General features: G+C 62.9%; 18 protein-coding genes. 7 read left to right on the forward strand and 11 right to left on the reverse strand.

The window, feature by feature from the left end:
• Window positions 1-6: 6 nt before the first annotated feature.
• The 3 genes from ABI660_RS03745 (at window position 7) to ABI660_RS03755 (ending at window position 3,028) form a co-directional block, all read left to right on the forward strand.
• The gene (locus tag ABI660_RS03745; protein WP_348065090.1) at window positions 7-1,224 is read left to right on the forward strand and encodes a LysM peptidoglycan-binding domain-containing protein; all 1,218 of its coding nucleotides are present in this window, start codon (window positions 7-9) and stop codon (window positions 1,222-1,224) included.
• Window positions 1,225-1,308: 84 nt separating this feature from the next.
• Window positions 1,309-2,430, forward strand: a complete 1,122-nt coding sequence (gene dprA / locus ABI660_RS03750) for a DNA-processing protein DprA (RefSeq protein WP_348065092.1) — start codon at window positions 1,309-1,311, stop codon at window positions 2,428-2,430.
• A 76-nt stretch (window positions 2,431-2,506) separates the two neighbouring features.
• Complete coding sequence (locus tag ABI660_RS03755; protein WP_348065094.1) at window positions 2,507-3,028, forward strand: DUF494 domain-containing protein; 522 nt, start codon at window positions 2,507-2,509, stop codon at window positions 3,026-3,028.
• Window positions 3,029-3,152: 124 nt separating this feature from the next.
• Here ABI660_RS03755 and ABI660_RS03760 read toward each other — a convergent pair whose 3' ends face one another.
• The 5 genes from ABI660_RS03760 to ABI660_RS03780 form a co-directional block, all read right to left on the reverse strand.
• Window positions 3,153-5,633 (reverse strand): DUF1631 family protein, encoded by a 2,481-nt coding sequence (locus tag ABI660_RS03760; protein ID WP_348065096.1) that lies wholly within the window; start codon window positions 5,631-5,633, stop codon window positions 3,153-3,155.
• Window positions 5,634-5,659: 26 nt separating this feature from the next.
• Window positions 5,660-6,613: a protein translocase subunit SecF gene (secF, locus tag ABI660_RS03765; RefSeq protein WP_348065098.1), complete on the reverse strand. Its 954-nt coding sequence runs from the start codon at window positions 6,611-6,613 to the stop codon at window positions 5,660-5,662.
• 26 nt (window positions 6,614-6,639) lie between these two features.
• The gene (gene secD, locus ABI660_RS03770; protein ID WP_348065100.1) at window positions 6,640-8,544 is read right to left on the reverse strand and encodes a protein translocase subunit SecD; all 1,905 of its coding nucleotides are present in this window, start codon (window positions 8,542-8,544) and stop codon (window positions 6,640-6,642) included.
• 72 nt (window positions 8,545-8,616) lie between these two features.
• Window positions 8,617-8,952 (reverse strand): preprotein translocase subunit YajC, encoded by a 336-nt coding sequence (gene yajC / locus ABI660_RS03775; protein WP_348065102.1) that lies wholly within the window; start codon window positions 8,950-8,952, stop codon window positions 8,617-8,619.
• A 193-nt stretch (window positions 8,953-9,145) separates the two neighbouring features.
• Window positions 9,146-12,724, reverse strand: coding sequence for an indolepyruvate ferredoxin oxidoreductase family protein (locus tag ABI660_RS03780; protein WP_348065104.1), 3,579 nt, complete (start codon window positions 12,722-12,724; stop codon window positions 9,146-9,148).
• A gap of 176 nt (window positions 12,725-12,900) precedes the next feature.
• Between ABI660_RS03780 and ABI660_RS03785 the strand changes: the two genes are divergently transcribed.
• Window positions 12,901-13,386, forward strand: coding sequence for an Lrp/AsnC family transcriptional regulator (locus ABI660_RS03785; RefSeq protein WP_348065106.1), 486 nt, complete (start codon window positions 12,901-12,903; stop codon window positions 13,384-13,386).
• 61 nt (window positions 13,387-13,447) lie between these two features.
• Window positions 13,448-14,074 carry a hypothetical protein gene (locus ABI660_RS03790; protein WP_348065108.1) on the forward strand — a complete coding sequence of 209 codons (627 nt, stop codon included), beginning with the start codon at window positions 13,448-13,450 and terminating at the stop codon, window positions 14,072-14,074.
• A gap of 44 nt (window positions 14,075-14,118) precedes the next feature.
• Here ABI660_RS03790 and ABI660_RS03795 read toward each other — a convergent pair whose 3' ends face one another.
• Both ABI660_RS03795 and ABI660_RS03800 read right to left on the reverse strand, forming a co-directional pair.
• A complete protein-coding gene (locus tag ABI660_RS03795) occupies window positions 14,119-14,445 on the reverse strand; it encodes a hypothetical protein (RefSeq protein ID WP_348065110.1) in 327 nt (108 codons plus the stop codon).
• Window positions 14,446-14,447: 2 nt separating this feature from the next.
• Window positions 14,448-15,653 carry an MltA domain-containing protein gene (locus ABI660_RS03800; RefSeq protein WP_348065112.1) on the reverse strand — a complete coding sequence of 402 codons (1,206 nt, stop codon included), beginning with the start codon at window positions 15,651-15,653 and terminating at the stop codon, window positions 14,448-14,450.
• Between ABI660_RS03800 and ABI660_RS03805 the strand changes: the two genes are divergently transcribed.
• Complete coding sequence (locus ABI660_RS03805) at window positions 15,601-15,750, forward strand: hypothetical protein (protein ID WP_348065114.1); 150 nt, start codon at window positions 15,601-15,603, stop codon at window positions 15,748-15,750. The two genes, ABI660_RS03800 and ABI660_RS03805, sit on opposite strands and share 53 nt — an antisense overlap.
• Here ABI660_RS03805 and ABI660_RS03810 read toward each other — a convergent pair.
• Genes ABI660_RS03810 through ABI660_RS03825 form a run of 4 tightly spaced genes read right to left on the reverse strand, consistent with a single transcriptional unit; the run spans window position 15,745 to window position 23,468 of the window.
• On the reverse strand, window positions 15,745-16,371 hold the full coding sequence (locus ABI660_RS03810) for a response regulator (protein WP_348065116.1): 627 nt from the start codon (window positions 16,369-16,371) through the stop codon (window positions 15,745-15,747). The two genes, ABI660_RS03805 and ABI660_RS03810, sit on opposite strands and share 6 nt — an antisense overlap.
• 22 nt (window positions 16,372-16,393) lie before the next feature.
• Window positions 16,394-18,472, reverse strand: coding sequence for an ATP-binding protein (locus ABI660_RS03815; RefSeq protein WP_348065118.1), 2,079 nt, complete (start codon window positions 18,470-18,472; stop codon window positions 16,394-16,396).
• A complete protein-coding gene (locus ABI660_RS03820; protein ID WP_348065120.1) occupies window positions 18,469-19,275 on the reverse strand; it encodes a carbon-nitrogen hydrolase family protein in 807 nt (268 codons plus the stop codon). The genes ABI660_RS03815 and ABI660_RS03820 overlap by 4 nt, the downstream gene beginning before the upstream one ends.
• Window positions 19,276-19,277: 2 nt before the next feature.
• A complete protein-coding gene (locus tag ABI660_RS03825) occupies window positions 19,278-23,468 on the reverse strand; it encodes a YhdP family protein (protein WP_348065122.1) in 4,191 nt (1,396 codons plus the stop codon).
• A 57-nt stretch (window positions 23,469-23,525) separates the two neighbouring features.
• On the opposite strand from ABI660_RS03825, the gene glnE reads away from it, so the two are divergent.
• On the forward strand, window positions 23,526-26,459 hold the full coding sequence (gene glnE, locus ABI660_RS03830; RefSeq protein WP_348065124.1) for a bifunctional [glutamate--ammonia ligase]-adenylyl-L-tyrosine phosphorylase/[glutamate--ammonia-ligase] adenylyltransferase: 2,934 nt from the start codon (window positions 23,526-23,528) through the stop codon (window positions 26,457-26,459).
• The last annotated feature ends 58 nt before the right edge of the window (window positions 26,460-26,517 follow it).

Consider the following 26,517-nt stretch of genomic DNA (forward strand, 5'->3'; position numbering starts at 1 on the left):
TTCAAGATGCAACATATTTTTGGTCGGTTCACCCAGATTTCAATAGCCGCCGCCCTGCTGGCATCCGCAACGGGCTTGCAGGCGCAAAACTTCCCGATCACGGCCGGCCAGAAAGCCACCGCGAACCAGGTGGCCCAAACCGGGGTGCCGCTGAGCGATCTGGCACCCAATGCCCCCGACGAATACACCGTCAAGCGTGGCGACACTTTGTGGGCCATCTCAGGCATGTTCCTGAAAACCCCATGGCGCTGGCCCGAGTTGTGGGGCATGAACCTGGACGACATCCGCAATCCACACCGCATTTACCCGGGACAGCAGCTTTATCTGGACAAATCCAACGGCCGTGCCACATTGCGGGCCCGCCGATCAGGCGAAGGCGATGGCCAGCCAGGGACCGTGCGGGTATCGCCGCGCACGCGTTACGAATCACTGGCCGACGCAGCGGTTCCCACGCTGTCGCCACAAGCCATCGAGCCTTTTCTCTCGGAAGCCCTGATCGTGGATGAAGCCGCTTTTCTGGCGGCGCCGCGCATTGTGGCCGCGCAGGAAGGTCGCGTCTTGCTCAGCCGTGGTGACCGCGCTTATGCCCGAGGTGTCTACACCAGCAAGGACAGCGGCACACCCCTGAGTACGGCCAAGGGCGAACCGCTGGACTACCGCGTTTTCCGCAATGCCACACCGCTCAAAGACCCGGCCACCGGCGAAATCCTCGGCTACGAGGCCCAGTTTCTCGGCAAGGCCGAACTGGTTCGCGGTGAATCCATCGGCAGGGTTACCGACAAAGATGGCAAGGTGTCCAGTGAAATTATTCCTGCGACCATTGATATTTTGGTAGCCAAGGAAGAAATACGCGTCGGTGACCGGCTGGTACCGGAGCCACCGCGCGAACTGCTGAGCTATGCACCGCGCGCACCCGTGCTTCCGATGGACGGCCAGATTGTCTCCATTTATGGCAGTGCGGTGCGTTATGCGTCTGGCAACCAGGTGGTGGTCATCAACCGCGGCCTGCGGGACGGGATAGAACGGGGCTACGTGATGGCCATTTTGCGAAGCGGAGAGCAAATCACTGATCGCACAGACTCCGCCCGGACTCAGATCAGGTTGCCCAATGAGCGCAACGGCTTGTTGATCGTTTTCCGCGCCTTCGACAAGCTGTCTTATGCCCTGGTCCTGGAAGTCAGCGAAGGCGTGAAAGTTGGTGACCGCTTCACGAATCCGAACTGAAGCCCGTCGGCAACCCGTGCAGACCTTCTCCTTCTGCATGACCCGCCTCTTTTCTTTCGCCGCGGCCTGAAACTGGCCATCCCTGTGGATGCCACTGAACTCGGTGCTTGGCTGCGCCTGTCCCTGACACCGGGTATCGGTAATACGGGTGCCCGCCAGTTGCTGGCCGCCTTTGGTTCAGCGCAAGCCATTTTTGAACAGGATGCCGGCACGCTACGCCAGTTTGGCTCGGATCGTCTGGTCGATGCCCTGCAAACAGAACCAGCCGCGCTGGCTGCCCAACTGCAAGCAACACTGGACTGGCTGCAAGGCGCGGACAACCGACGCGTGGTGACACTGGGCGATGCCGGCTACCCGTCGGCGTTGCTCGACATCGAAGACCCGCCGTCCATGCTTTATATGCTCGGAGCCCTTAATCCATGGGCGCCACCAGCTACAAATAACAGAGCAGTTTGCCTGGGCATCGTGGGAAGCCGGAACCCGACACCGCAGGGTGAAAGCAATGCCCGGCAATTTGCCAAAGTATTTGGCGAAGCTGGCCTCTGCGTGGTGTCAGGACTCGCCCTCGGCGTGGACGGCGCAGCCCACGACGGCGCCCTGCTCGGCGGGGGAAGCACCATTGCCGTGGTGGGCACCGGACTAGACAGGGTCTATCCGAAGCAACATCTGGCGCTGGCTCATCGCATTGCGCAGCAAGGGCTCATCATCAGCGAGTTCCCCTTGGGCACGCCGCCGTTGACCGCCAACTTCCCCAAACGCAACCGGCTGATCTCCGGGCTGTCGCAGGGCACACTGGTCGTCGAAGCGGCGCTCAAGTCGGGCTCGCTGATCACCGCACGCCTGGCGGCCGAACAGGGCAAGGAGGTATTCGCCATTCCGGGTTCCATCCATTCCCCGCAATCACGTGGCTGCCATGCGCTCATCAAACAAGGTGCCAAGCTGGTGGAGTCCGCCCAGGACGTACTGGAAGAGTTGCATTTGCCGTATGTTTCAGCGCTCTTGCCCGCCAGCAACGATGAGGAAGAACAAGCGCCCGAAGACCCTCTGTTCGCCGCGATGGGCTTCGAACCGGTCAGCCTGGACGCGTTGCAGGCACGCACCGGGCTGGCGACGGCAGAGTTACAGGCTCGTCTGCTGTCTCTGGAAATGGCCGGCGAGGTGGCGCGGCTGCAGGGCGGGCTGTTTCAGCGGATGGCGACAACTTAGCCCCCCGGCGCACACCGCACAAAGGGCCATCGGCATACCGAGTCAACGCCGCCCTCAACTGCGTTATATTGGACCCATGTTTGAAGTACTGGTGTACGTATACGAGAATTACTGGCAAGGCGACGCCTGCCCCGAGCTGCACCAGCTGAGCCGCAAGCTCACCGCAGTCGGCTTTGAGGCTGAGGAAATTCAAGCGGCGCTGGTCTGGCTCAATGGCCTGAATATTGCCGCGCAAAACACCCAAGTCGGCCTGCCCGACGGGTCCGCCGTGAATGCCCCTGAGCTTGCGTTGGTCAACACGCCGCCCGGCTTTGTGACGCAGTCGGCCGGCAGCCTGCGCGTCTACTCCGTGGCAGAACAGGACCATCTGGGAGCACAGGCGCTGGGTTTCGTCAGCTTCCTCGAAGCTTCCGGTGTGCTGCCACCCCACATGCGGGAAATTGTCATTGACCGGGCCATGGCAGCTCCCGGTGACCCTCTGGCGCTGGATGACCTGAAAATCATTGTCCTGATGGTGTACTGGAGCTTTGGCGAAGAACCGGAGGCCCTGGTTCTGGACGAACTCTGCGACGACACCGAATTCCGCGTGGCTCATTAGAGCCCCCACGTTCGCTCACTTCGTGTAGCTCTCTGCCCCCCGAGGGGGTGCTGCGCCTGCGGACTGGCGGAGCCAGATCCGCGGCCCCGGCTGGCGAAGAAGAAGACCCCCACCGCCGTTACGGCTAGCCGAGCAAGCGCTCCGGATTGGCATCGAGCTTGGCCAGCGCCTCGCGGGTCGCACGCACGGTAAGCGCTTCCTCTTCGGTCGGCACCAACAGACCAGCCTGCAGATAAGCCGCCAGGCGGCGCGCCTGGATCAGGAAATTGCGGCCGTCGGTTGACGCAAACAGGTGCAGTTGCTTGCGCTCGCTGCGCCAGGCGAACTGCACATGGCTGACCTGGCCGTTGTGGTCCAGGCTGAACCAGGCACCCAGCTGCAGTTCCTGCGCCCAGGAGCGCATGGCTTCGCTGGGCTGGCTGCCGCCATCGGCAATGACTTCGAGGTCCGAGGCATCTATGCCTATCATCATGACCAGGTTTTCGGTGTCCAGCGGCAGGTCACCGACATCCTCGTCCGACAGGTAGTCCTCCAGATTCGCCAGCCGCCTGGACATCTCTTCGATGCGCTCCAGGGAGATGGCATCGGTCTTGGACATGAAGGCGTCTGCCAGCGTATCACTGATGATTTTGAGATGCTGATCCTGCACCGGCAAGGTCATGCCCAGCATCGACATGCCCAGGCGCAGCAGGTGCAGCAATTTGGGCAAATCGGCAATCACGCGCGCCCTGTCGTTGCGGTTGGGCTTGGCACTTGCTGCCCAGACGAGATCAGCCGCCGCCTGCTTGAGCGTGATGGTGTCCTTGTGCTGGGGGCCATTTTTCATGGCCGCAATGGCCAACACTTCAGCCCAGATCTTGAACAGGAATCCGCGGATCTCCTCGCGTACCGGCATGTCATTGAGCATGCTGCGCATCTCAATGGTGTACTGGATGGCCATGGTTTCCTTCTGCTCCATCTGCTGGGCCACGCTCACCACGCGGGCTGCGCTGCCTTGCCCCGACAGGAACTTCGAGAGGAATTTCTGGAACTCGTCGTACACGAGCTGGAACACACGCCTGCCCGTCTCCGGGTATTGCTCGATGACCTGCACGATGCGCTTGATTTCAACTTCGAGGGCGCCGCCCGACACGGTCGCATCAAAGCCCAGCACACAGGAGCCCATGCGGTCGATCAGCCGGCGCGCGGGATGCTGCAGGGAACCAAAAAATTCGGGTTCGGAAATCGCCACGCGCAGTACCGGCATCTGCAGCCGGGCGAACCACACCCGGACGGCAGGCGGAATGCGGTCTTCGGTCAGAATGCTCTGGAACATCAGTGCCACGATCTCGATGATGGCTTTTTCACTGGAGGTGCTGGCCGCCTGCTTGAGATCACTGCTGCGCTGGCGCAAGGCGCCTGCCGCCTGCTCCACGTCGGCGGAGCCATAGATCTGGTCGGGCGCCTCCACCAGGGTGCCTTCATAAGCATTGCCGGCAACAGCTGTCCGGGGCTGCACCTTTGACAAGGCCTGCGCCAGTTGCGGCGAGGGCTGGTTGGCATGGGTGTGGTCAAAATCAACGGCATGGTCCGACAGCAGGCGTTTGAGGTGGCCCATCACCCCCTGTGCCCGCATGCGTGCCCGCGCCAGAGGCGAGGTCCCGGTTTGCATGCGTGTTTCGTCGTGGATCGCGGCTCTTTCCGCAGCAGAATCCGAGGAGCCCGCGTTGGCTCCTGGCGAACTGCTGCGGCTTGCGCCAGTACCCGAACCAGTGCCCGGGCCTTTCGCCGCGCCGGCTCCTGAGCTTGAACGTCCACCACCTGCCCCGCCTTCGGCACCGCGGCTTCTGCTTCTGTCACCCGCTCCGGCTGGAAACCCTGCACCCGATGAGCCCGCGCCGGAAACATGCCCCGTCGCTGGCGCGGCGCGCCCCCCCGTTGCCTTGGATTTGCTGCCCGCCGATGGAGAGTTTTCGGTAGAAGGCGTGCGTTTGACAAGGCCCCGCAGGTCAATGTCCACCATCACGTTTTCCTTGATCAGGAACTCGTTGGCCGCACGGTAGGCATCGAGCAGATGCGCGGTCAATTGCTGCTGGATCAGGTCCTGCACCATCAGCCACGATTCGCGCGACAAGGGTGCCAGCGTCCACTGCTCCACCAGGTTCTGCGAAAGGACTTCGGGTCGAAGAATATCTTCCTTCGCAAGTTCGGGGACCCCCTCCAGGCTCTGGATGCGCAGACGAAGATCGTTGAGTTCCCAGCTGGCGCTGTCCAACAGGCGCAAAGCCAAGCGTGAGGCGAGGATCTTGTTTTCCATCACCTCGTTGCCCATCAGCTCGAATTTCCCTGTGTCCGCCGCCATACGGACCGAGGCGGTTGGCGGGGTCAGCGCTTTTTTCCAGGCGTCAATGGTGGCGTTGACCCAGACTGCTTCATTGTCTTGAAATGCCAACCAGGCGTCACGCCTGGCCTGCATATCGCGGGCATTGCCGCTTTGCTCCATCAGGCCGGACAGCTTGACGCGAATGCCGCTGGCCAGCTCCGGAAGAATACGCGTTGCATGCCCCACAAACCGTTCACGGGCCTGCCTGGCAAGAAGTAGATCTCTTTTGGTGTTTGCGGCCACGAAGGTATTGTCTTGTTGCGACTTTCCTAAACCGTTGCTCCGGCATTCGGATCGTTGGGGTCTTCATCCTTTTTGCCCATTGGTTTAACCAGGTCTTCGCGTTTGATGCCCAGCCACATTGCAATGGCCGCAGCCACAAAGACCGACGAATAGATGCCAAACAGGATACCAATGGTCAGGGCCAACGCAAAATAAAACAGCGTCGGCCCGCCGAACAGCAACATCGACAAAACCATGATCTGTGTGGACCCGTGCGTGATGATGGTCCGGCTGATGGTGGAGGTGATCGCGTTGTCGATGATCTGCACAGTGCTCATCTTGCGGTAGCGGCGGAAATTCTCCCGGATACGGTCAAAGATCACCACCGACTCGTTGACCGAATAGCCCAGAACGGCCAGCACCGCCGCCAGCACGGAGAGCGAAAACTCCCACTGGAAAAAGGCAAAAAACCCGAGGATGATCACGACGTCATGCAAATTGGCAATGATGGCAGCCACCGCATATTTCCATTCAAAGCGAAAAGCCAGGTAAATCATGATGCCGACAACCACCATTGCCAGCGCCTTGAGGCCATCCTGTGCCAGTTCTTCGCCAACCTGGGGGCCGACAAACTCGGTCCGTCGCAAGGTGACCTGGGGGTCGTCGGTTTTCAGGGCGGCCATGACCCTCTCACTCTGCTGGGCCGTCGTTACCCCTTTTTGCGCAGGCAACCGGATCATCACCTCGCGCGCGGTCCCGAAATTCTGCACCTGGACATCGGTAAAACCCAGGCCGGCCACGGCACCCCGCACTTTTTCAACGTTCGCCGCTTGCGAGTAACTCACTTCCATCACCGTGCCGCCGGTGAACTCCACCGACAGGTGCAGACCGCGTGAAAACAGGAAAACGACGGCCAGCACAAAGGTCGTGAACGAAATCACATTGAAGACCAGGGCATGCCGCATGAACGGGATGTCCTTACGGATCTTGAAAAACTCCATGGCGTTCTCTTCTCGTTATTCTGTGGCTAGTTGACCGTGGCGGCGGATTTGCCCGTCCTGGCAGGCAAACCGGCATCTCCTGGCGGCCGCCAGACGGTGCCAATGGAGACTGATTTGAGTTTTTTCTGCCGACCATACCAAAGATTGACCAGTCCGCGTGAGAAAAACACTGCCGAGAACATGCTGGTCAGAATGCCGATGACGTGCACCACCGCAAAGCCCCGTACAGGGCCCGAGCCGAAAGCCAGCAAAGCCAGTCCGGCGATCAGGGTGGTGATGTTCGAGTCCAGGATGGTGGCCCAGGCGCGCTCATAACCAGTGTTGATGGCGGCCTGCGGCGCCGCACCATTGCGCAGCTCTTCACGTACCCGTTCATTGATCAGCACGTTGGAGTCAATCGCCATGCCCAGCGCTAGCGCCATGGCCGCCATGCCCGGCAGGGTCAGTGTCGCCTGCAGCATGGACAGAATCGCCACCAGCAGCAGTAGATTGACGGCGAGTGCAAGCCCCGAAAACAGGCCAAACAGCATGTAGTACACAGCCATGCAGGCCACGATGACCATAAAACCCCAGGCGACACTGTGGAAGCCCTTGGAAATATTTTCGGCCCCCAGCGTCGGGCCTATGGTGCGCTCCTCAATGATCTCCATGGGCGCCGCCAGCGACCCGGCGCGCAGCAGCAGCGCTAGGTCATTGGCTTCTGTCACGCTCATGGAGCCGGAAATCTGGAAACGGTTGCCAAGTTCGCTCTGGATCACCGGCGCCGTCAGTACCTCGCCCACGCCTTTTTCAAACAGCACAATCGCCATGCGCTTCTTGACGTTTTCCCGGCTCACGTCACGCATGATCCGCCCGCCCTTGGCATCCACGGTCAAATCTACCTTGGGCTGCTGGCTCTGCGAATCAAACCCTGGCTGGGCATCCGTCAGGCTTTCGCCGGTCAGGATCACCTGCTTTTTGACAATCACGGGCCGCCCGTCACGCTCAAGAAAGCGCTCCGAACCAAAAGGAACAGCACTGGAGCCGCTCTCGGCAGCGCGGCCCTCGGCACTTTCATCAACCAGCCGCATCTCCAGCGTCGCCGTGCGCCCCAGAATGTCTTTCGCCTTGGCGGTGTCCTGAACACCGGGCAACTGCACCACGATGCGGTCCAGCCCCTGCTGCTGGATCACCGGCTCGGCAACACCGAGTTCATTGATACGGTTGTGCAGCGTGACCATGTTCTGCTTGAGCGCCTGCTCCTGCACCAGGCGTGCTGCTTCGGGCTTGATGCGTGCAGTGAGTTTGTATTCCGTCCCCTCAGGCGCATCCACAGTCTGCAGATCCGGGAACTGGTCCTGCGCCAGCCCGCGAGCGGCGTCGAGCGTGGCCATGTCGCGGAACCGGATGTCAATGGCCTGCCCATTGCGGGTGATGCCGCCATGGCGGATGTTCTTCTCACGCAACCCCACCCGCAGATCGCCTGCCAGTGACTCCGCCTTTTTTGTCAATGCCGCCTGCATGTCCACCTGGAGCATGAAATGCACCCCACCGCGCAAGTCCAGCCCCAGATACATGGGCCGGGCATTGAGCGCGGTCAGCCAGGCGGGTGACCGCGACAACAGGTTGAGGGCCACGACATACGAAGACGCCGCCGGATCGCGCTCCAGGGCTTTTTCGATGGCATCCTTGGCTTTGAGCTGGGCATCCGTGTCGCCGAAACGCGCCTTGACCGAGGTGGCATCCAGGGTCACCGCATCGGCCCTGACGTTGGCCTCCCGGAGCACCTGCTCAATGCGCGCCACGGTCGTGCTGTCGATTTTGAGGCTGGCTTTGCTGCTGGATACCTGGACGGCAGGCGCCTCGCCAAAAAAATTGGGCAGCGTGTACAGCGCGGCAATCAATACCGCAAAGACAAGGATCGCATACTTCCAGGCCGGATAACGATTCATGAGCGTGCTGTTCCTGGGAAAACTAGGGGCGGTTAAAAAGGCCGGCCCATACCGGCCGGCCAGGAGAAGCGTTTACGACCTGATGCTGCCTTTGGGCAATACCTGAACGATGGCACTGCGCTGCAGCTGGACTTCAACACCCGTAGCAAGCTCCAGGCTCAGATAGGCCTCGCCCAGCTTGGTGACGGTACCGAGCAGTCCGCCCGCGGTCACCACCTCATCGCCTTTGGCCAGCGCATCAATCATGGTGCGATGCTCTTTCTGTTTTTTCATCTGCGGACGAATCATCACAAAATACAGGACCACAAACATCAGGACCAGCGGCAACATGCTGGTGAGCGACGACAGCATGCCGCCTTCGGCAGCAGCGGCGGGGGCGGTTTGTGCAAACGCGGAAGAAATAAACACGGCAGACTCCACAACAAGAGAAGGGCGCCCCCTGGCGCAAGCCGGGGGCAAAGAGAGCCTGATTGTATGCGGCCGGGCAGCGTAAGCAGTTGTAACCTGAGCGTGGGCAGGGGCTCTTTCGCCTGCTTCTTCCCCGGCCCGTCAAACGACGCTTTCGGGCTGATCGCCCGCGCCAATGCTGGGAAGCTTAGCCTCAGGCTGCTTGGCGTACCGCGACAGCCGGCTGACGAAATGCCGCCATGGCCTCGGTCCATTTCTGCTGTGCCAGCTCAGCATTGCGTGCCTTCACATGCCCATAACCCTTGATAAGCTCCGGGATGCGGGCAATTTCAACCGCGGCGGCATGGTTGTCCGCATCCAGCGAAGACAGCACCTCCTCCATGCTTGCCAGGTACTGGTTGATCAGCGCACGCTCCATCCTGCGCTCTTCGGTGCGCCCGAACGGGTCAAGTGCGGTACCGCGCAACCCCTTCAGCCTGGCCAGCACCTTGAATGCTGTCAGCATCCAGGGACCAAATTGCTGCTTCTGCAATTCGCCCCTGTCATTTTTCTTCGCAATCATCGGGGGTGCCAGGTGGTAATTGAGCTTGAAGTCGCCCTCAAACATCGCTCCCACCTTGTCGTGGAAGCTGCGATCGGTGTGCAGGCGCGCCACCTCGTATTCGTCCTTGTAGGCCATCAGCTTGAACAGATACCTGGCCACGGTCTGCGCCAGCAGCGTCTTGCCTAGCGCCGATTCGGCCTCCAGCACGCGCTTCACAAATTCCTCATAACGGCGTGCATAAGCCGTGTTCTGGTAATCCGTCAGAAACGCGACGCGGCGCGCCACCAAGTCCGCCAGGCCCTGGCGCGGCGTCGGCATGGCAATGACCTGGGCGGAAACAAACAGTTTTTCAACCGACGACAGGTCGTGCGCGGCACGCCGCCCCCATTCAAATGCGGTCTTGTTGTTGTCCACCGCCACGGCGTTGAGCTCGATGGCGCGCATCAAGGAAGCGTATTCCAGCGGGATCCACCCCTTTTGCCAGGCATAGCCCAGCATCATCGGGTTGGTGTATATGCTGTCGCCCATCAGCTTTGTAGACGCTGCATCGGCGTTGAAGGCTCCGACGCCGGGCAGGCCTACAGCCTTGACAATTTCGGCAGCGCATGCTTCGGCCGGGTTCTGCCAGTTCGCGTTGTGCACAAAGGCCGCGGTGGGCGTGCTGTAGGAGTTGAGTGCCACGTGGGTGCGGCCCTCGCGCATGCGCATCACCGTTTCCTTGCCGGCCGCCACGATGGGATCGCAGCCAATGATCAAATCGGCGCCGGCCATGCTGACACGGGTCGTGCGGATGTCGTCCTGGCTCGCGCCTATCAGCACATGGCTCCAGGTGGCGCCGCCTTTTTGCGCCAGGCCACCGGCGTCTTGCGTCACGATGCCCTTGCCTTCAATATGGCCGGCCATGCCCAGCAGCTGGCCGATGGTAATGACACCGGTACCGCCAACGCCGGCGACGACAATGCCCCAGACATCGCCGTTGACGCCGCGGGTCGAAGGAATCTGTGGCTCAGGCAAAGCGCCCATCTCAAAGGGCGAAGCGGCCTTGCCTTTGGCCTTCTTCTTGAGCTGGCCGCCTTCAACCGTCACGAAACTCGGGCAGAAGCCCTTGAGGCAGGACATGTCCTTGTTGCAGGTGGACTGGTTGATCTGGCGCTTGCGGCCAAACTCGGTTTCCAGCGGTTCGACGCTCAGGCAGTTGGATTGCACGCTGCAGTCACCGCAGCCCTCACAGACCAGCTCGTTGATGACCACGCGTTTGGCCGGATCCACCATGCTGCCGCGCTTGCGGCGCCGACGCTTTTCGGTAGCGCAGGTCTGGTCGTAAATGATGACGGTCGTGCCCTTGATCTCGCGAAACTGACGCTGAATGGCATCCAGTTCATCGCGGTGATGCACCGTCACGCCTTCGACCAGGGTGACGCCTTCGTACTTCTCCGGCTCGTCGGTTACCACCACAATTTTTGCCGCGCCTTCGGCCCGCATGGACTGGGCAATTTGCACCACCGACAGGCCTTCGGGCCGCTCGCCGATCTGCTGGCCACCGGTCATGGCCACCGCGTCGTTGTAGAGAATCTTGTAGGTGATGTTCACGCCCGAAGCAATCGACTGGCGCACCGCCAGCGAACCGCTGTGAAAATAGGTTCCGTCACCCAGGTTGGCAAAGATGTGCTGGTCGGTGGTGAAGGGTTGCTGGCCCACCCAGGGCACGCCTTCGCCACCCATCTGGGTAAAACCTGATGTGCTGCGGTCCATCCACAAGGCCATGAAGTGGCAACCAATACCGGCCATGGCACGCGAACCCTCCGGCACCTTGGTCGAGGTGTTGTGCGGACAGCCCGAGCAAAACCAGGGCTGGCGATCAGCCTTGACTTCCAGCACCTGCAGGGAACGCTCTTTGGCTTCCAGGATGGCCAGCTGCGTATCGATGCGCGCAGCCAGATCGCTGTCCAGTCCTAGCTTGCGAACGCGCTGTGCAATCGCCTTGGCAATCAAGGCTGGCGACAGGTCGGCATTGGCACGCAGCAGCGTGTTGGCCGTCGGGTTCGGCATGGACCATTCGCCACCGCTGAAGTCGCCGTCCACCTCGTTGAACTTGCCGTAGATGTTAGGCCGCACGTCGGCGCGCCAGTTGTAGAGTTCTTCCTTGAGCTGGTATTCGATGACCTGGCGCTTTTCCTCAACCACCAGAATCTCGCGCAGGCCAGTCGCAAATTCGCGCGTGCCCTGTGCTTCCAGCGGCCACACCACACCCACCTTGTGCAGGCGGATGCCAAGCTGCCGGCAAGTCGCGTCGTCCAGGCCCAGATCGATCAAGGCCTGACGGGTATCGTTGTAGGCCTTGCCGCTGGCAATGATGCCGAAGCGGTCATTCGGGCCCTCAATCACGTTGTAATTCAGGCGGTTGGCGCGGATGTAGGCCAGCGCGGCGTACCACTTGTAGTCGAACAGACGAGCTTCCTGGTCGAGTGCCGCATCGGGCCAGCGAATGTGCACGCCGCCCGGCGGCATTTGGAAATCAGTCGGTAGCTTGATCTGCACGCGCTCGGGGTCAATCATCGCCGTGGCGCTGGATTCCACAATTTCCTGGATGGTTTTCATCCCGGCCCAGACACCTGAGAAGCGGCTCATCGCAAACGCGTGCACGCCCAGGTCGAGGATTTCCTGCACATTGGCCGGAAAGAACACCGGCAGGCCGCAAGCCTTGAAGATGTGGTCGCTCTGGTGGGCCGCAGTCGAGCTTTTGGCCACATGGTCATCACCGGCCACCGCAATCACGCCGCCCCAAGGCGTGGTGCCAGCCATGTTGGCGTGTTTGAAAACGTCGGAGCAGCGGTCCACGCCCGGGCCCTTGCCATACCAAATGCCAAACACACCGTCGAACTTGTTGGTGCCAGGCGGTGAGAAGCCGAGTTGCTGCGTGCCCCACAGCGCGGTGGCGGCCAGCTCTTCATTGACGCCCGGCTGGAAAACAATGTTTTGCGCCTTCAGGTAACTGGATGCCTTCCACAAGGCTTGGTCATAACCGCCCAGCGGCGAGCCGCGATAACCACTGATAAAACCCGCCGTGTTCTTGCCTTGCATGGCATCACGCTGACGCTGCAACATGGGCAGCTTGACGAGCGCCTGGACGCCACTCATGAAAGCCTGACCGTAGTCCAGGCTGTATTTGTCGTCCAGCGTAACGGTCTCGAGAGCCTTGCGAATGTGTTCGGGTAGGGGCGCGTTCATCTTGTCTCCAATCGTGGGGCTGACACCGCCTTGTGGGCGAAGAAAAAAGGCTCACACCCGGGTAGGGTGATGCCTCTATATTAGGGAAAGTGTAGGCTCGATGCGCTGATAAGTCTTTGCTTTTTATGCCCTGTTTAGCCTGTTACGAGAAAGATTCTTGCTTAAAATAGGCACTTATGGAAACACTCGACAAGTTTGACCTTGCCATCCTGAATGAATTGCAAACCGATGGGCGTCTGAGCAATGCCGAACTCAGCGCTCGCGTCGGGCTGAGTGCCGCCCCGTGCTGGCGGCGCGTGCGGGCGTTGGAAGAGGGGGGTTTCATCAAGGGCTACCGCGCGGAAATTGATCGCCACAAGATTGGCTTGGGCGTATTGGCTTTTGTGCGCCTGGATGCAGACCGAAACACCGGCGACGCGACCAGCGCGATGGAAGAAGCCATCCGCAAACTGCCGGAGATCATTGCCTGCCACTACATCAGTGGCACCGGGACCTTCGAGCTGCAGGTAGTAGCGAGAGACCTGGACAGTTTTTCGCGCTTTGCGTTGAAAAGCCTGCTGAACCTGCCAAATGTCAAAGACATGCATACGAGTTTTTCACTCGGCGAAATCAAGGCCAGCAGCGTGCTTCCACTGGGCCACCTGTCGGGCAAGGCCACGTAAGATCTTCTTTATGGCCATTCATCGCCGCAAAGCTGTTCTCGCCTTGTTTTCAGTGCCTTTTATGGCTCTAGCCCTTGCTGTGCGGGCGCAAACAGCTCCTGATTTAATAGCAAATCCAGCCGCCCTGCCGCTGCGCAATCTGCAAATCGAAGTGCGGCAACTACGTGATAGCAGCCAGTCGCAGAACGCCCTGGGCGCCTCGGGCAATGTGCGGCTGCAGCCCGGCCAGTCCGGCGCACACGTCAATATCACTGCGCAAAACGACCAGCGCAATGACTCGAACCACCTGACCCAGCGACTGCTGGTACTCAATGGCCGCAGCGCGAACATCATGCTGGGCAACAGTGTCCCCCTGCGGCTGCTGCACAGCTTTGTGCAAGACGGCGTGGTGCGTTATGGGAGCGGAACCGTGCTGGTCAGCGCGGGCAGCGGTTTTTCTGCCATGCCGCTCTGGCGGGGTGGCGACAGTGCCGAGCTGGAACTGGCCGCTGTGCAAAACACGCGCAACGCGATGTCTCCGCCCACCGATTCCCGGGTGGTGACCACCCTGGTGGTGCCTCTCAACGAATGGATGACGGTGGCCGAGTCGGATGAAGCCGCTGCAGGCAACAGTTCCACCCCGTTCAACAATACGCAGTCAGCAAACCGGTCGGCGTTGACGGTGCAATTGCGGGTTTCCTTGCGCTAGCCGCCTGCTGCACAAGCAAGGAAGGCCTGAACGGCTCCTCCTCTTTAGTCCCGCACGCAACGCGCCTTCAGCGGTAGCTGGGGGTAATGCAGCACCGCCTCGCGCCCGCCTGGCCCCAGGCCAAATTCAGCCCGCATGCGTGTGTTGCCATAGACCGGCTGCGAAGGACCCTGACCACCGGCATCGCGAAAAAGCACGTCTGACTCGCGCGAACTCTCGATCAGCGCGCTGTCATCCACAAACCGCACACTGAAGTCAACGCCGTGTTCACAGCGGTAACGGGTCACCGCAGCGCCCGTACCTGAGGAGGCACAAGCCGACAGCATCGCGACCAAAACCAGCAAGGGAAACAACCGGTTTTGGGACGCCATGATCATTTGGGCCACAACACCCACAGCCGCAAAGGCTGGTTCACCCGGCTGGCGAGTTCACCAGCCTGCGGGCCGGTGCCGGCAAAATAGTCGGCCCGCACGGCGCCGATGATGGCGCTGCCCGTATCCTGCGCGATCACCAGTTTTTGCAGGTCTGCCGCCGCCCCGCGCGAGGCGAGCCAGACCGGGGTGCCGTAGGGAATGCTCTCCCGGTCCACGGCAATCGAGCGGCCCGGCGTCAGGGGCACGCCTTGGGCGCCACGCGGTCCGAAGGCAGCGTCCATCTCGGTCAAAGCTTCTTCGCGGAAAAAGATGTAGCGCGGATTGCTCCAGAGCAGCTGTGATACGCGTTGCGGGTTTTGTGCCGCCCAGGTCTTGGTCGACTCCGTCCAGGGAGCGGCCATACGGCCCTGGCCCTGATCGACCAGCCATTGGGTGATGCTGCGGAAGGGCTGTTCGTTGGAGCCCGCGAAGGCCACGCGCACGGTACGCTGCACCCCGTCGGCTTCGGTGACAGCCAGCCGGCCCGAACCCTGGATATGCAGCGACATGGCATCGACAGGGTCGGCCAGCCAGGCGATTTCCCGCCCCCTCAGCGCCGCCTGCGCCTCCGGCAGCGTCTCGATTTCCTGGCGCGTGTACCAGGGCTTGCGCCCGCCCAAGCCCGCCGGCGGCTGGTACAGCGGCACTGCATACCCATTGCCGGGCTGCCGGCTGGCCTTGAACAGGGGCTCGTAATAACTCGTGAGCAAACCGTCGGCCTGGCCCTGCAGCGTTTCGACGCGGTAAGGCTGTAGCCGGCGGGTCATCCAGGCGCGCTGCTCGTCCCCGGTGGCAATGCTCAAGCGTCGCACCTCGCCGCACAAGGGCGCAAACGCCGGGCCGGGCCGCTCGCAGCTTTTGAGCCAGGCATTCCAGGCCTCAAACAGGGCATCGCTTTCAAACCCCGGCAGTTCGCTCCAGGCCACCGGCACCCAGCGGCTCTTGCCACGCATCACGGCAGGCGCCTGGGCCGCCGCCTCGGGGCGCACGGGCACACTGGCGCTGGCAGGCCCGGGTGGCACTGGCATGGGCGCCCGCGGCGTCGCGCAGGACACGAGAACCAGCGCGGTGGCGATAATGGCAAGGGTCGGTGTTATCCGGGGAAAAACAGTCATGGCCTTACTTTTACTCGAAGCCCTGGGGGCCTTGCTCATTCTGGTCTTCATTGTCTGGTGGACGATGTTCTCCGGCCGCAGCAAGGGCGAGATCAAGGAAGACCTCCAGCGCGAAGCCGATCCCCGGAAGCCGGGAGATTCGCTATAAATTACGGAGCAGGTTGGCCAGCTCCACCGCCGACTTTACCCGCATTTTGTCAAAAACTCGGGCCCGGTGAACTTCCACCGTCCGCACGCTGATGTCCAGCTGGTCGGCCACCAGCTTGTTCGGCAGCCCCTCCACCACCAGCCGCATCACGCCGCGCTCGCGCTCGGTCAGACCGTCCAGCCGGGTCTGCAGGCTGGTATGTTCGCTGCGCAGGGCCAGCGCCGCCGCAGACCGCGCCAGCGCCTGCTCGATGCGGTCCACCAGCACGTTGTCGGAAAAGGGTTTTTCGCAAAAATCGAAAGCCCCGCGCTTGACGGCATCGACCGCGGTCGGCACGTCGGCATGGCCGGTCAGAAAAATCACCGGAAGCGTCGGCAGCAGGCCGTAGCCAATCAGCTTTTCAAACATGGCCAGGCCACTCAGGCCGCTCATGCGCACATCCAGCAAGGCGCATGAAGGCGAAGTGACGTCAAAGGCGCCCGATATCCGCGCGTCAAATGCTTCGGCGCTGGCAAAGGTCTCACTGTTCAGGCGTCGGGAACGCAGCAGCCAGGCCAGCGCCTCGCGCACGCTGGCGTCGTCATCCACGATGTACACCGCAGCATTCTGGATGGGTTCCATGCCAACTCCTTCTTGGTACTTGTCAACAAACCGCCGCTTCATGCGGCGTGGCGACGGTAACCGCCACCGGCAATGTAAAGGTAAAAATCGTACCCTGAGGCTGTACCGGCTCAAAGCCGAGAAAGCCACCATGCTGCTCGATCACCGTGCGGCACAGGCTCAGCCCCAGCCCCATGCCTTCGGCCTTGGTCGTGAAAAACGGGGTGAAGAGCTTGCGCGCCACCTCCTCCGGAATGCCCAAACCATGATCGATCACGGCAAACTCCACCCAGCGGCTTTGCGCATTCGAGGCCGCCGCCCGCACCCGCAAGGTCAGCAACCTGTCGGAGCGTCGGCCTTTGTCCAGCCCCTGCATGGCCTGCATGCCGTTGCGCGCCAGATTGAGCAGGACCTGCTCAACCATGGTCCGGTCGCACATCACGGACGCGCAGCTTTCGTCCACCTGCATCAGCACCCGGACCCCCAGCTTGCGCGCCTGCAGGCTGACCAGCGGCATCACCGCATCGAGAAGCAGGCGCGGCGCTATCGGCTCGCGCACCTGCTCGCGCCGGCGCACGAAGTCATGCACGCTCTTGATGACCTTGCCGGCGCGCTCGGCCTGCTCCGCGATGCGGCGCATGGCCAGTTGCAGATCTTCGCTGTTGTCTACCGGCTGCGCTTCGGCCGCGGCGCTTTGCAGCAAATTGAGCGAACCCGTGGCATAGCTGGAAATGGCTGCCAGCGGCTGGTTCAGCTCATGGCTCAGCAGCGAAGCCATCTCGCCCACCGTGGCCAGCCGGGCTGTGGCCTGCAGCCTGTCCTGGCTGGCCCGCGACAGCTCTTCGATGCGCCGCTGTTCGCTGACGTCAAGAATGGCGCTCATCCAGCCGGTCTGTTTACCCACGGCATTGATCAGCGGCGCCTCGATGATCAGCACCGGGAAACGTGAGCCGTCGCGCCGCATGAACACGGACTCGAAGCCCTCGCGCGGCAAGGTCGCACCCACGGCCAGCCGGCTGGCCTGCCGCTGCTGGTATTCCTCCGCCAGCTCCGGTGGCCAATAAGGCGGCGGCGTGGTGTGCTTGAGCAACTCGCTGGCCTCTAGTCCCACCATCTGGCAAAACGCCGGATTCACATAGGTTACGCGGCCCTGCAGATCCCTGGCGCGCATGCCGGTGACCAGCGAATCCTCCATGGCCTTGCGAAATGCCAGCGCGTCGGCCAGGTCGTGTTCGACCTTCAGGCGCCGGCGCATGTCGCGGCCCAGCAGCGCCAGCACCGCCACCAAAGCAATTGACATGGCAGCGACCAGCGCCGTCAGCAGATTAGGGAACAGTGCCGGTGTTCCGACCTGACGCTCCAGTCTGAGCACCATGGTATTGCCCGGCAAATCAAGCAGATGCTGCGCAATATAGGTCCGGCTGCCGCGCGCCGGGGTGCCGTGCATGGCCAGGCGCGTCCCATCAGCCTCGGTGAACGCCACCCCTTGCCCCCGCGCCAGCTGCTTGCCGACCAGTTCGGACAAGATGTCCGGCAGTGAATAAGTCCCCACCAGATAACCCGCCAGGTGGCCAGCCACTGACACCGGCAGGCACATGTCCAGCACTTCCAGCCCCAGGCCGTCGGCCTGCGGCAGGAAGTAGCTGGTTGAATAAGCCGGTCCGCTGAAGCGGCGCGCCGCCGCGCAGGCAAAACCGACATCTGCCTGGGTGTTGTCCCGGCCCAGACGCTCAAACACCGGGAGACGATAGGGCGTCTCGACATGGGACACCGTGTCCAGTGCCAAATCCCGCCACTCCAACCGCATGATCTCCCGGCGCGCGTGCAGCAATTCGGCCGCCGGCACACGCCATGCCTCCGGGCTCGGACTGCTGGCCTGCAAGGCCTGCATGCTCTGGACATTGCGCGTCAGCGCAGCGCGGATATCGGTGGCCATCTGCACCACGTCCTGCTCCATCCGGCTTTGCACCTGGCTCGATTCGTAGCGCCCGGCGAGCCAGACCAGGGTTGACAAAAGGCCCGCCAGCAAAGCGACCAGCAGCGCCCACAAGGCCCAGCGCCGGCTCCAGCGACGCCGGCCCGCAGGCGGGGCAGGGGTTTCAGCCCCGTCGGATGGACTCACAACACCCCGTGATTGAGTGCGGGCAGCTGCAGGCGAACTGCTCGCAGACGCTCGGCGGAGACCTGCGCCATGACCACCGCCGGATTCTGCGCGTGCTGCGCCAGCACCTCGCCCCAGGGGTCCACCACCAGGCTCTGGCCCCAGGTGTGGCGGCCATTTTCATGCGCTCCGCCCTGCGCCGCAGCCACCACATAGGCCAGGTTTTCAATCGCCCGTGCCCGTAGCAGGGCTTCCCAGTGCGCCTGTCCGGTGGTCCGGGTAAACGCACTGGGCACGAGCAGCACATCCGCCTTCATGGCCCGGTACAGCTCGGGAAAACGCAGGTCATAGCAGATGCTCAGTCCCACCCGATAGTTGTGGCCATCGGCAGAGGGCAGCTCGAAGGTGACCGGTTCCGCGCCGCATTCGATCACGCGCGATTCGTCGTACTGCTCGATCCCGTTGTCGAAACGGAAAAGGTGAATCTTGTCGTAGCGCGCGACACACTGCCCCGATGGCGCATACACCAGCGAACTGTTGCGCACGTGGCGGCGGTCGCTGGCGCGCAGCGGCACGGTCCCGCCCACCACCCACAGGCCGAGTTCGCGCGCGGACCGGGCCAGGAAGTCCTGGATCGGCCCCTCGCCCGCCGCCTCCTGGACCTCCAGCTTGTCGGTGTCTTTCAGGCCCATCACGCAAAAATACTCGGGCAACACCGCCAATTCGGCGCCTTGCGCGGCAGCGCGCTCCAGCAACTGCCGGGCCACCGCCAGGTTGGCGGCGACATGGATGCCTGAAACCATTTGAAGGGCGGCGACGTGCATGTTTACCTCTTCAGGGTGCTGTCGTCACCGGGCAGGGCTCCGGTCACGGGTTTGCGATTGACCTTGGTGATTTTCGGATTGTTCCAGGTCCCGTCAATGTGGAATTCCTGGGTCGTGGCCTCGCTCAAGGGTCGTCGCAGGAAATACTGGGCCAGGAAGGTGCCCAGGCCGATGGCCGGGTTGATCACAGTGGCAATCAGCGACGCGGTGCCGGCATTGATTTCCGGGACCACCACCACCGTCAGGTTCTGCGTTTCCTTGGCAATGTCGGCGGTGCCTTCCATCAGCACGGCGGCATTGACACCCTTCATCTGCAGGTTGTTGGTAAAAGCCAGGCCCCGGTCGATGGTGACATCGCCGCGCACGAAGTCAAAGGAAAAGCCATCGGAAAAAACATCCCGGAAGTCCAGCGTCAAGCGCCTGGGCAAAGCCTGCAGGCTCAGCACCCCGAGCAGCTTGGCGATGCCGGGGTCGGCCTTGAGGAACTGGCCCGAAGCCACATTCACATTGAACTGCCCGCTCAGGCTCGGGTAGTCCAGGCTCAGCGGCGAGCCTATCCAGGCGATCTGGCCCTCGAGCTTGCCCTTGCCGCGGCGAATCACATCGCTCATACCAAACCGCTTGAGCAGCTCACCCGAATCCGCAATATCAAGCTTGAAATTCATTACCGTACGGCGCTTCTCGCCCGCCGCGCGCGCCCCGCTCGCGGCAGCGGCCTGCTGCGCGTCAACAGCTACCCAGTTGCCGGTGGCCGTCAGGGTTGCTTCCGGCACGATGACATTGAGCTTGTTCAGCCGCCACTCGCGCACACCGCCTTCACGGGCCACCGTACCGGCACCGCGATTGACCGCGTCAACTTCCACCCGGCCCAGCTTTTTGCCGCGCAGTTCCATGTCCTCGACGACGATGTCGAGCGCCGGAATATTGGCGGGCTGTTCGTTGAGGATGGCCTCAACCTCGCTGGCAGTGCTCTGGCCCAGGCTCAGGCGCGACAGGCGTCCATACAGGCGTCCGGCGCCGGCGCCACCGGGCTGGCGGAACTCGACATAGCCATTGAGTTCGGCCGCATCCACGTTGGCACGCCAAGTCAGGCCATCACGCGAACCGCCCAGCACCACGTTGTGCAGCGTGCGCCCCTCCAGCAACAGTTCGTTGGCACGAATCGCCAGGGTGGTCGGCAGGTAGCTGAGCACGGCGCTGGCCGGGGTCAGCCGGCTGCCGGCGGCTGGCGGGGCTGGGCTGGCATCGGTCGAAATACTCAGCACCTTGTCCCAGGCGTCAATGTTCACCGTGGCCAGGTTGATGTTGGCCACCACCCCGCTGTCCGGCAGCGGCGCACTTTCATCAGGCTGCAGGCCGATGGCCAGGGCACCGCGCAGGACACGCGGTTCCGGTCCGCTGATATCGCGCACATACACCACCGAAGCCAGCTTCCCCACACTGAGCGTCAGCTGGTCCTGGGTCGGCTGGCCCGCGCTAATCGACTCGCGCAGCGCCGTGTTGTCAAAACGCAGGGGCAGGGCAGCGTCCGCGGTTTTGGTCAGGGGCGCGGGCAGGCTCAGCGCCATACCTTGCAGGTTGCTGGCCAGACTGAACTCGATCATGCCTTTCCGGATGCCCATGCTGGCGGTGTAGGCGGCCGCACCGCTGGCATGCGCGCCCAGGCGTGCCGCCAAGCCCAGTTCCCTGGCCTGGCGCAGCCCTTCTGCGCTCAGCGTCCCCTGCGCCCGGATAAACACGAGTGCGTCGGGAAATTCCAGGGGCGCCGCAGCAGGCCGGGTCGGGCCGGTCGCCGCCGGCCGCGCGCCGCCTTCCAGGCGAACCTCACCGCCCAGCATGCGGGCCTGGCCGCCACTGATCCCAAAACCATTTTCGGTGAACGTCACCAGCCCCTTCGCCCGCGTCAGCTGCGGCGTGTCAGGGGCGAACTGCACATCGTTGCCCGCCAGGCTGACACTGCCCTGGACCCGGGACTTCTCAATATTCGCCAGCGGCAGGCTGAGCGCAAACTTGTAGTCGGCGGCGCCGGATGCCACGGTTCTGGCCAGCGCCTTGCCAGTGATTCCCCCCAGTGGCGAGGTATTGACGAAACCCACCGCCTCCGCCAGCGGGCCTTTGAGCCCGGCATCCACCTGCACGGTAGCTGTATGCATGAGGTCCGGAATGCGCGCCTCGGCCTTGACCAGCTGCAGGCCTGGAAAACCGGCGACGCGGCCAGTTGCGCCATTGACCTGCATGGAAGCACGGTCGAAGACCAACTCGCCATCAAGCTCGGTCAACGCCGGCCAGGCGCCGGCTTCCCGCGGGTGCACTGATTTGGGTACATAGAAAAAATGGGCCTTGTCCACCTTGGTCGACACCTTGAATTCACCCTTTTTGGGATCGGCAAAAGGCATGTCTTTCAGGTTGCCCTTGAGCTTGAACTTCACATCGCTGAGCGCGCCTTGCGTCACCGCATCGCGTACATAGTGGCGCACCTTGTCCGGCAGGATCAGCGGCAGGTAGCGGTGAACCCTGCTGCCATCCCCGCGGCTGAGGCTGCCCTGCAAATCCAGGACACCGGGAAACCGGCTGTCATGCGCAACGCCACCGGTGGCAGTCCCGGCCGTTTCCGCGGTGTGCCAGTTCGCCTGTGCGCTGCCCTGGGCGTCGGCATTGGCAAACACCATGTTGCGCAGCTGCACGTCAATTTTCGGACCGGTCAGCTTCCACTGGGCATCCGCAGAGAACTGGTCGAGCAGCAGTTGCGGGTCTTCAAAAATCCCCGGCAGATGGAGGGCGCCATTGGCGATCTTTAGACGAGCCTGGCCGGCCTGGTGTGTCAGATCGAAGTCCACCGCGGCGCCGCGCACGCCGGGCCGGTCGGCATGTGTCGCGGCCTGCGGCGCAATCTCAAGCTGCGTTACACGCCCTTTGGCCGAGTAGGCCATGGGCGCATCCAGCGCGCCCTGCCATCTGGCCTCGACGACTTCCACCAACCCCTTAGGTGCCAGCGCAGCAATCATCGAATGCGCGGCGTCTCCCAAGGGCAGCCGGTTGGCGATCAGCGCGAGGGCCGCCAGATCGAGTTTGTCTGCCTTGATTTCGCCACGTGCCGGCGCCCGGCCTTCCGCGCCGGTGTAAACGATGGAGGCATTGCCGCCCGGCCATTGCAGGCCGTCGTGGGTGCGAAACTGCAATCCTTCGGTGGCGAAATCAAAGCCGCCTGCAAACTGCCGGCCGCCGAAACGGCCGACGACCGATTGCAGCGCCAATGGCTGCAGTTTTCGGCCCAGCTTCGCATCAACTTCCAGCAGAGCCACGTCGGCCGTCCCGCCGGTGATCTGCCCACCATCGACATCGGCCCAGGCGCGCAACGCGCCACTGCCCGTCCGCAGGTCGATGCCCAGGGTGTCCAGGCTGGCGTAACGCTTGACCTCGGACACATCGACACGGCCGAACTCGGCATAAAGCTGGCCGGCCCACTGGCGCCACTGCCCGGCACCGTCCGACCACAGCGGCTCGCGAAACATGCCGCGCAGGCTGAAACGTTCGCCCCAGGCCGCCGGCGGCGTGGCATCCAGGCGCATCAGGTGACGCCGGCCTGGGTTGCGCAGGGCCCAGTCCACCTGGGTCAGGGCCAGTGGCGGTGCCTGTCGCAAATCGTCGATCCAGCGCACAGTGCCGCCGCGGATGACAAACTCGGTTTGCGAAAAAAACCAGTCGGCGATGGCGCTGCTGTCCTTGCCGGGCTCCAGCGACACGGCCAGGCCGGCCACATAAATCTTTCCGTCCGCCGTACGGTGAATATCGAGTTCGGGTTGGTCAATATAGAGTTGCTCGAAGCCCAGACCCCACAGCGAAGAGGGCGATACGGCTGCCAGGATGCGCGGCAGGCGCAGGGCTTCGCGCCCCAGGACATCCAGCAAGACCACGTCGCGCAGTTCGAACGAAGGAACCAGGCCGCCTGAACGGGCCGTGATCTGGCCAATACGTACCGGTGTACCCAGCGCCTGGCTGGCCACCGTTTCGAGGCGCGGGCGGAATTCGCCGATTCGCGGCACAATCCAGCCGTGAAGTACGGCCCAGGCCATACCAAAAAGAACCCAGAACGCCAGCACCAGCCACAGGGCCAGACGCGCGACAAGCGCGGCAAATTTGAGACGTCGTGAGGCAAGCGCTGGCTGGGAGGGTGTCGTTTGATCCATTGGCATGAGAATTATGACCTTCAGCGCTTCCGTCCGTTCCACGCCACCCAGGCAAGTTTAGTGATGTTCATGCCATCGACCGGACTTTCGGCCATACCAGAGGCGGCATCAGGCTATTCCCGCTTTGTCCAGCGCATACGGCGGCGTTATGGAGAGCAGCTGGCCTTGTTGCCGGTCGGAACACCGGTGCGGGCCACGATGCAGACGGCCTATGAGGCCCTGCAGGCGCAGGGTTTGGACACCGGTGCCGCCCTGCGGGTCTTGCGCCAACTCGTCATGGAACGGCTTGTCGTTCTTGATTGTGATAGGGCCCCCACGCTTGTCGCCTCGCGTGCCTTCGGCGGTGCGCCGCCCCGGTCACCGGAAGAAGCGGCTGAACCTGCCCAGTGCAGCGCAGATGGCGGAGGCGCGGCTCTGGAGGTCGTGACCCGGGCCATGACGGAACTGGCGGAGCTGGCCCTGGACATTGCGATCTGTGAATCACGTCCGCCATTGGATGCGCTGCATGGCATGCCCCAGGTACCCGGCGCACCCGGTGCGCGGGCCCAGCTGTGGGTCGTCGGTATGGGCAAGCTCGGGGCCAGGGAACTCAATGTTTCCAGCGACATCGACCTGATCTACGTGTACGACCATGACGGTGAAACCGCCGGCCAGGCAAGCGGGCGGGGCGTCATCTCCAACCATGAATATTTCGCGCAGCAGGTCAAGGCCATCTACAACCTGATCGGGGAAACCACGGAGCACGGCTTTGTGTTCCGGGTCGACCTTGCGCTGCGGCCCAACGGTAATTCCGGGCTGCCCGCGGTCTCGCTCAGCGCACTGGAAGAATATTTCCAGGCGCAAGGCCGCGAATGGGAGCGTTTTGCCTGGCTCAAGAGCCGGGTGGTGGCGCCGCTCGAATGTATTCAAAGCGGTTCGGCCCAGGCCTTGCGAGGCTCCGTGCTGCCTTTTGTGTTCCGGCGCTACCTCGACTACAACGTGTTCGACTCCCTGCGCATCCTGCACCGGCAGATCCGCGAGCACGCGGCCAAACGCGCGGCGGGGCACCCCGAACGCGCCAACGACGTGAAAATGTCGCGCGGCGGCATTCGCGAAATTGAATTCACCGTGCAGTTGCTGCAGGTGGTGCGCGGCGGACAGTTTCCCGAGCTGCGCACCCGGCCGACGGTCGATGCCCTGCAGCGTGTGGCCAGCGCCGGCCTGATGGCGCAGGCCACAGCCGAGGCGCTGATGCGTGCCTACGATTTTCTGCGCCGTGTCGAGCACCGCATCCAGTACCTGGACGACCAGCAAACCCACGTACTGCCCACCCGCGACGACGACCTGGCCTGGATCGCGCAGACCCTGAGCTACAGCAACTGTTGCGCTTTCCTCAGCGAGCTGGACACCCATCGGGAACTGGTGGCCCAGGAGTTCGACACCTTGCTGGGCAAAAAAAGCGACTGCAAGGGCTGTGGCAAATCGGCCCCGGCGGCCCCGCAGGACCTGGAGGAGCTGCTTGAAAAACTCGGAGATACCTTGCCTGACGGCTTCCGCGCCCGTCTGGCGCTGTGGCGAACACACCCGCGCGTGGCGGGGCTGCGCGACGATGCGCGCGCACGCCTGGTCCGGCTGGTTCAACGCACAGCCCAGTGGCTGACCGAAGGGCGTGTCGGCGAGGAAGCGGCCGTGCGCCTTCTTGACTGGATAGAACCGCTGCTGCGCCGCGAAAGTTACCTGGCCCTGCTGCTCGAGCGCCCCGCCGTGCATGAGCGGCTGCTGCGCCTGCTTGGCGCGGCCAAATGGCCGGCGCGCTATCTGCTCCAGCACCCGGGCGTGATTGACGAGCTGGCGAGCGACGCCGTGCTGCACGAGCGTTTTGATGGCGCTGTCTTCATGCACGAATTGCAGCAGCGGCTGGCCGCGCTGCGCCGTACCGGCGAGGACGACGAGGAAACCTGCCTGAACCTGCTGCGCCGCGCTCACCATGCCGAGGTTTTCCGCACCCTGGCGCGCGACGTCGAAGGGGCACTGACGGTCGAGCAGGTCGCCGACGACCTCAGCGCGCTGGCCGAAGCCGTGCTCAAGATCACCACCGACTGGTGCTGGCAACATCTGAAAAGCCGCCACCGCGAGGCGCCACAGTTCGCCATCATTGCCTACGGCAAGCTGGGCGGCAAGGAACTCGGCTATGGCAGCGACCTCGACATCGTGTTTGTCTACGAGGACGAAGACGAGCGCGCCCCCGAGGTCTACGCGGCCTTTGTGCGCAAGCTGATCAACTGGCTGACCATCAAGACCAGCGAAGGCGACCTGTTCGAGATCGACACGGCCTTGCGGCCCAACGGCAACTCGGGGCTGCTGGTCACCCGCTTCGAGGCCTATGCCAACTACCAGCAACAGCGCGGCAGCAACACCGCCTGGACCTGGGAGCATCAGGCCATCACCCGCGCGCGCTTTGTTCTCGGCGCCGAATCGCTGCGCGAGCGGTTCGACCAGGTGCGCCTGGCCGTGATCACCGCCCCGCGCGACATCCTCGCGCTAAGCCGTGAAATTGTTGCCATGCGCAAGAAGGTGCAGACGGCCCACCCGGTCAAACGCCCCCACGCTACGCTGCCCCCCGAGGGGGCTCTCGCATCTAGGGGCGGCCCGTCGGCATTCGAGGGCGAAAAAACCGGTGAAAAATTCGACGTCAAACACAGCTCCGGCGGCATGGTGGATGCCGAGTTTGCCGTGCAATTCCTGGTGCTGTCACAGTCGCGCAACCACCCGGAGCTGGTTGACAACGTCGGTAACATTGCCTTGCTGCAGCGCGCCGAGGCGGTCGGGCTGCTGCCGGCTGGCCAAGGCGAGGCCGCGGCCCGTGCCTACCGCGAGCTGCGCCGTGTCCAGCACCATGCGCGGCTCAATGAGGAACCCACCCAGGTGGCCCCGCCGGCACTCCAGGCCGAGCGTGACGCCGTACTTGCCGTGTGGGTCACCGTGTTTGAAGACGGCCTCGTGCCAGCCACAGCCTGACGGCCACCGGCGCGGACACGGGGCGTTTTTCGCCCTCCTCGCGTCCGGCGCATTGCCC

It is taken from the genome of Polaromonas sp. (assembly GCF_039930745.1).
Lineage (GTDB): Bacteria > Pseudomonadota > Gammaproteobacteria > Burkholderiales > Burkholderiaceae_C > Polaromonas.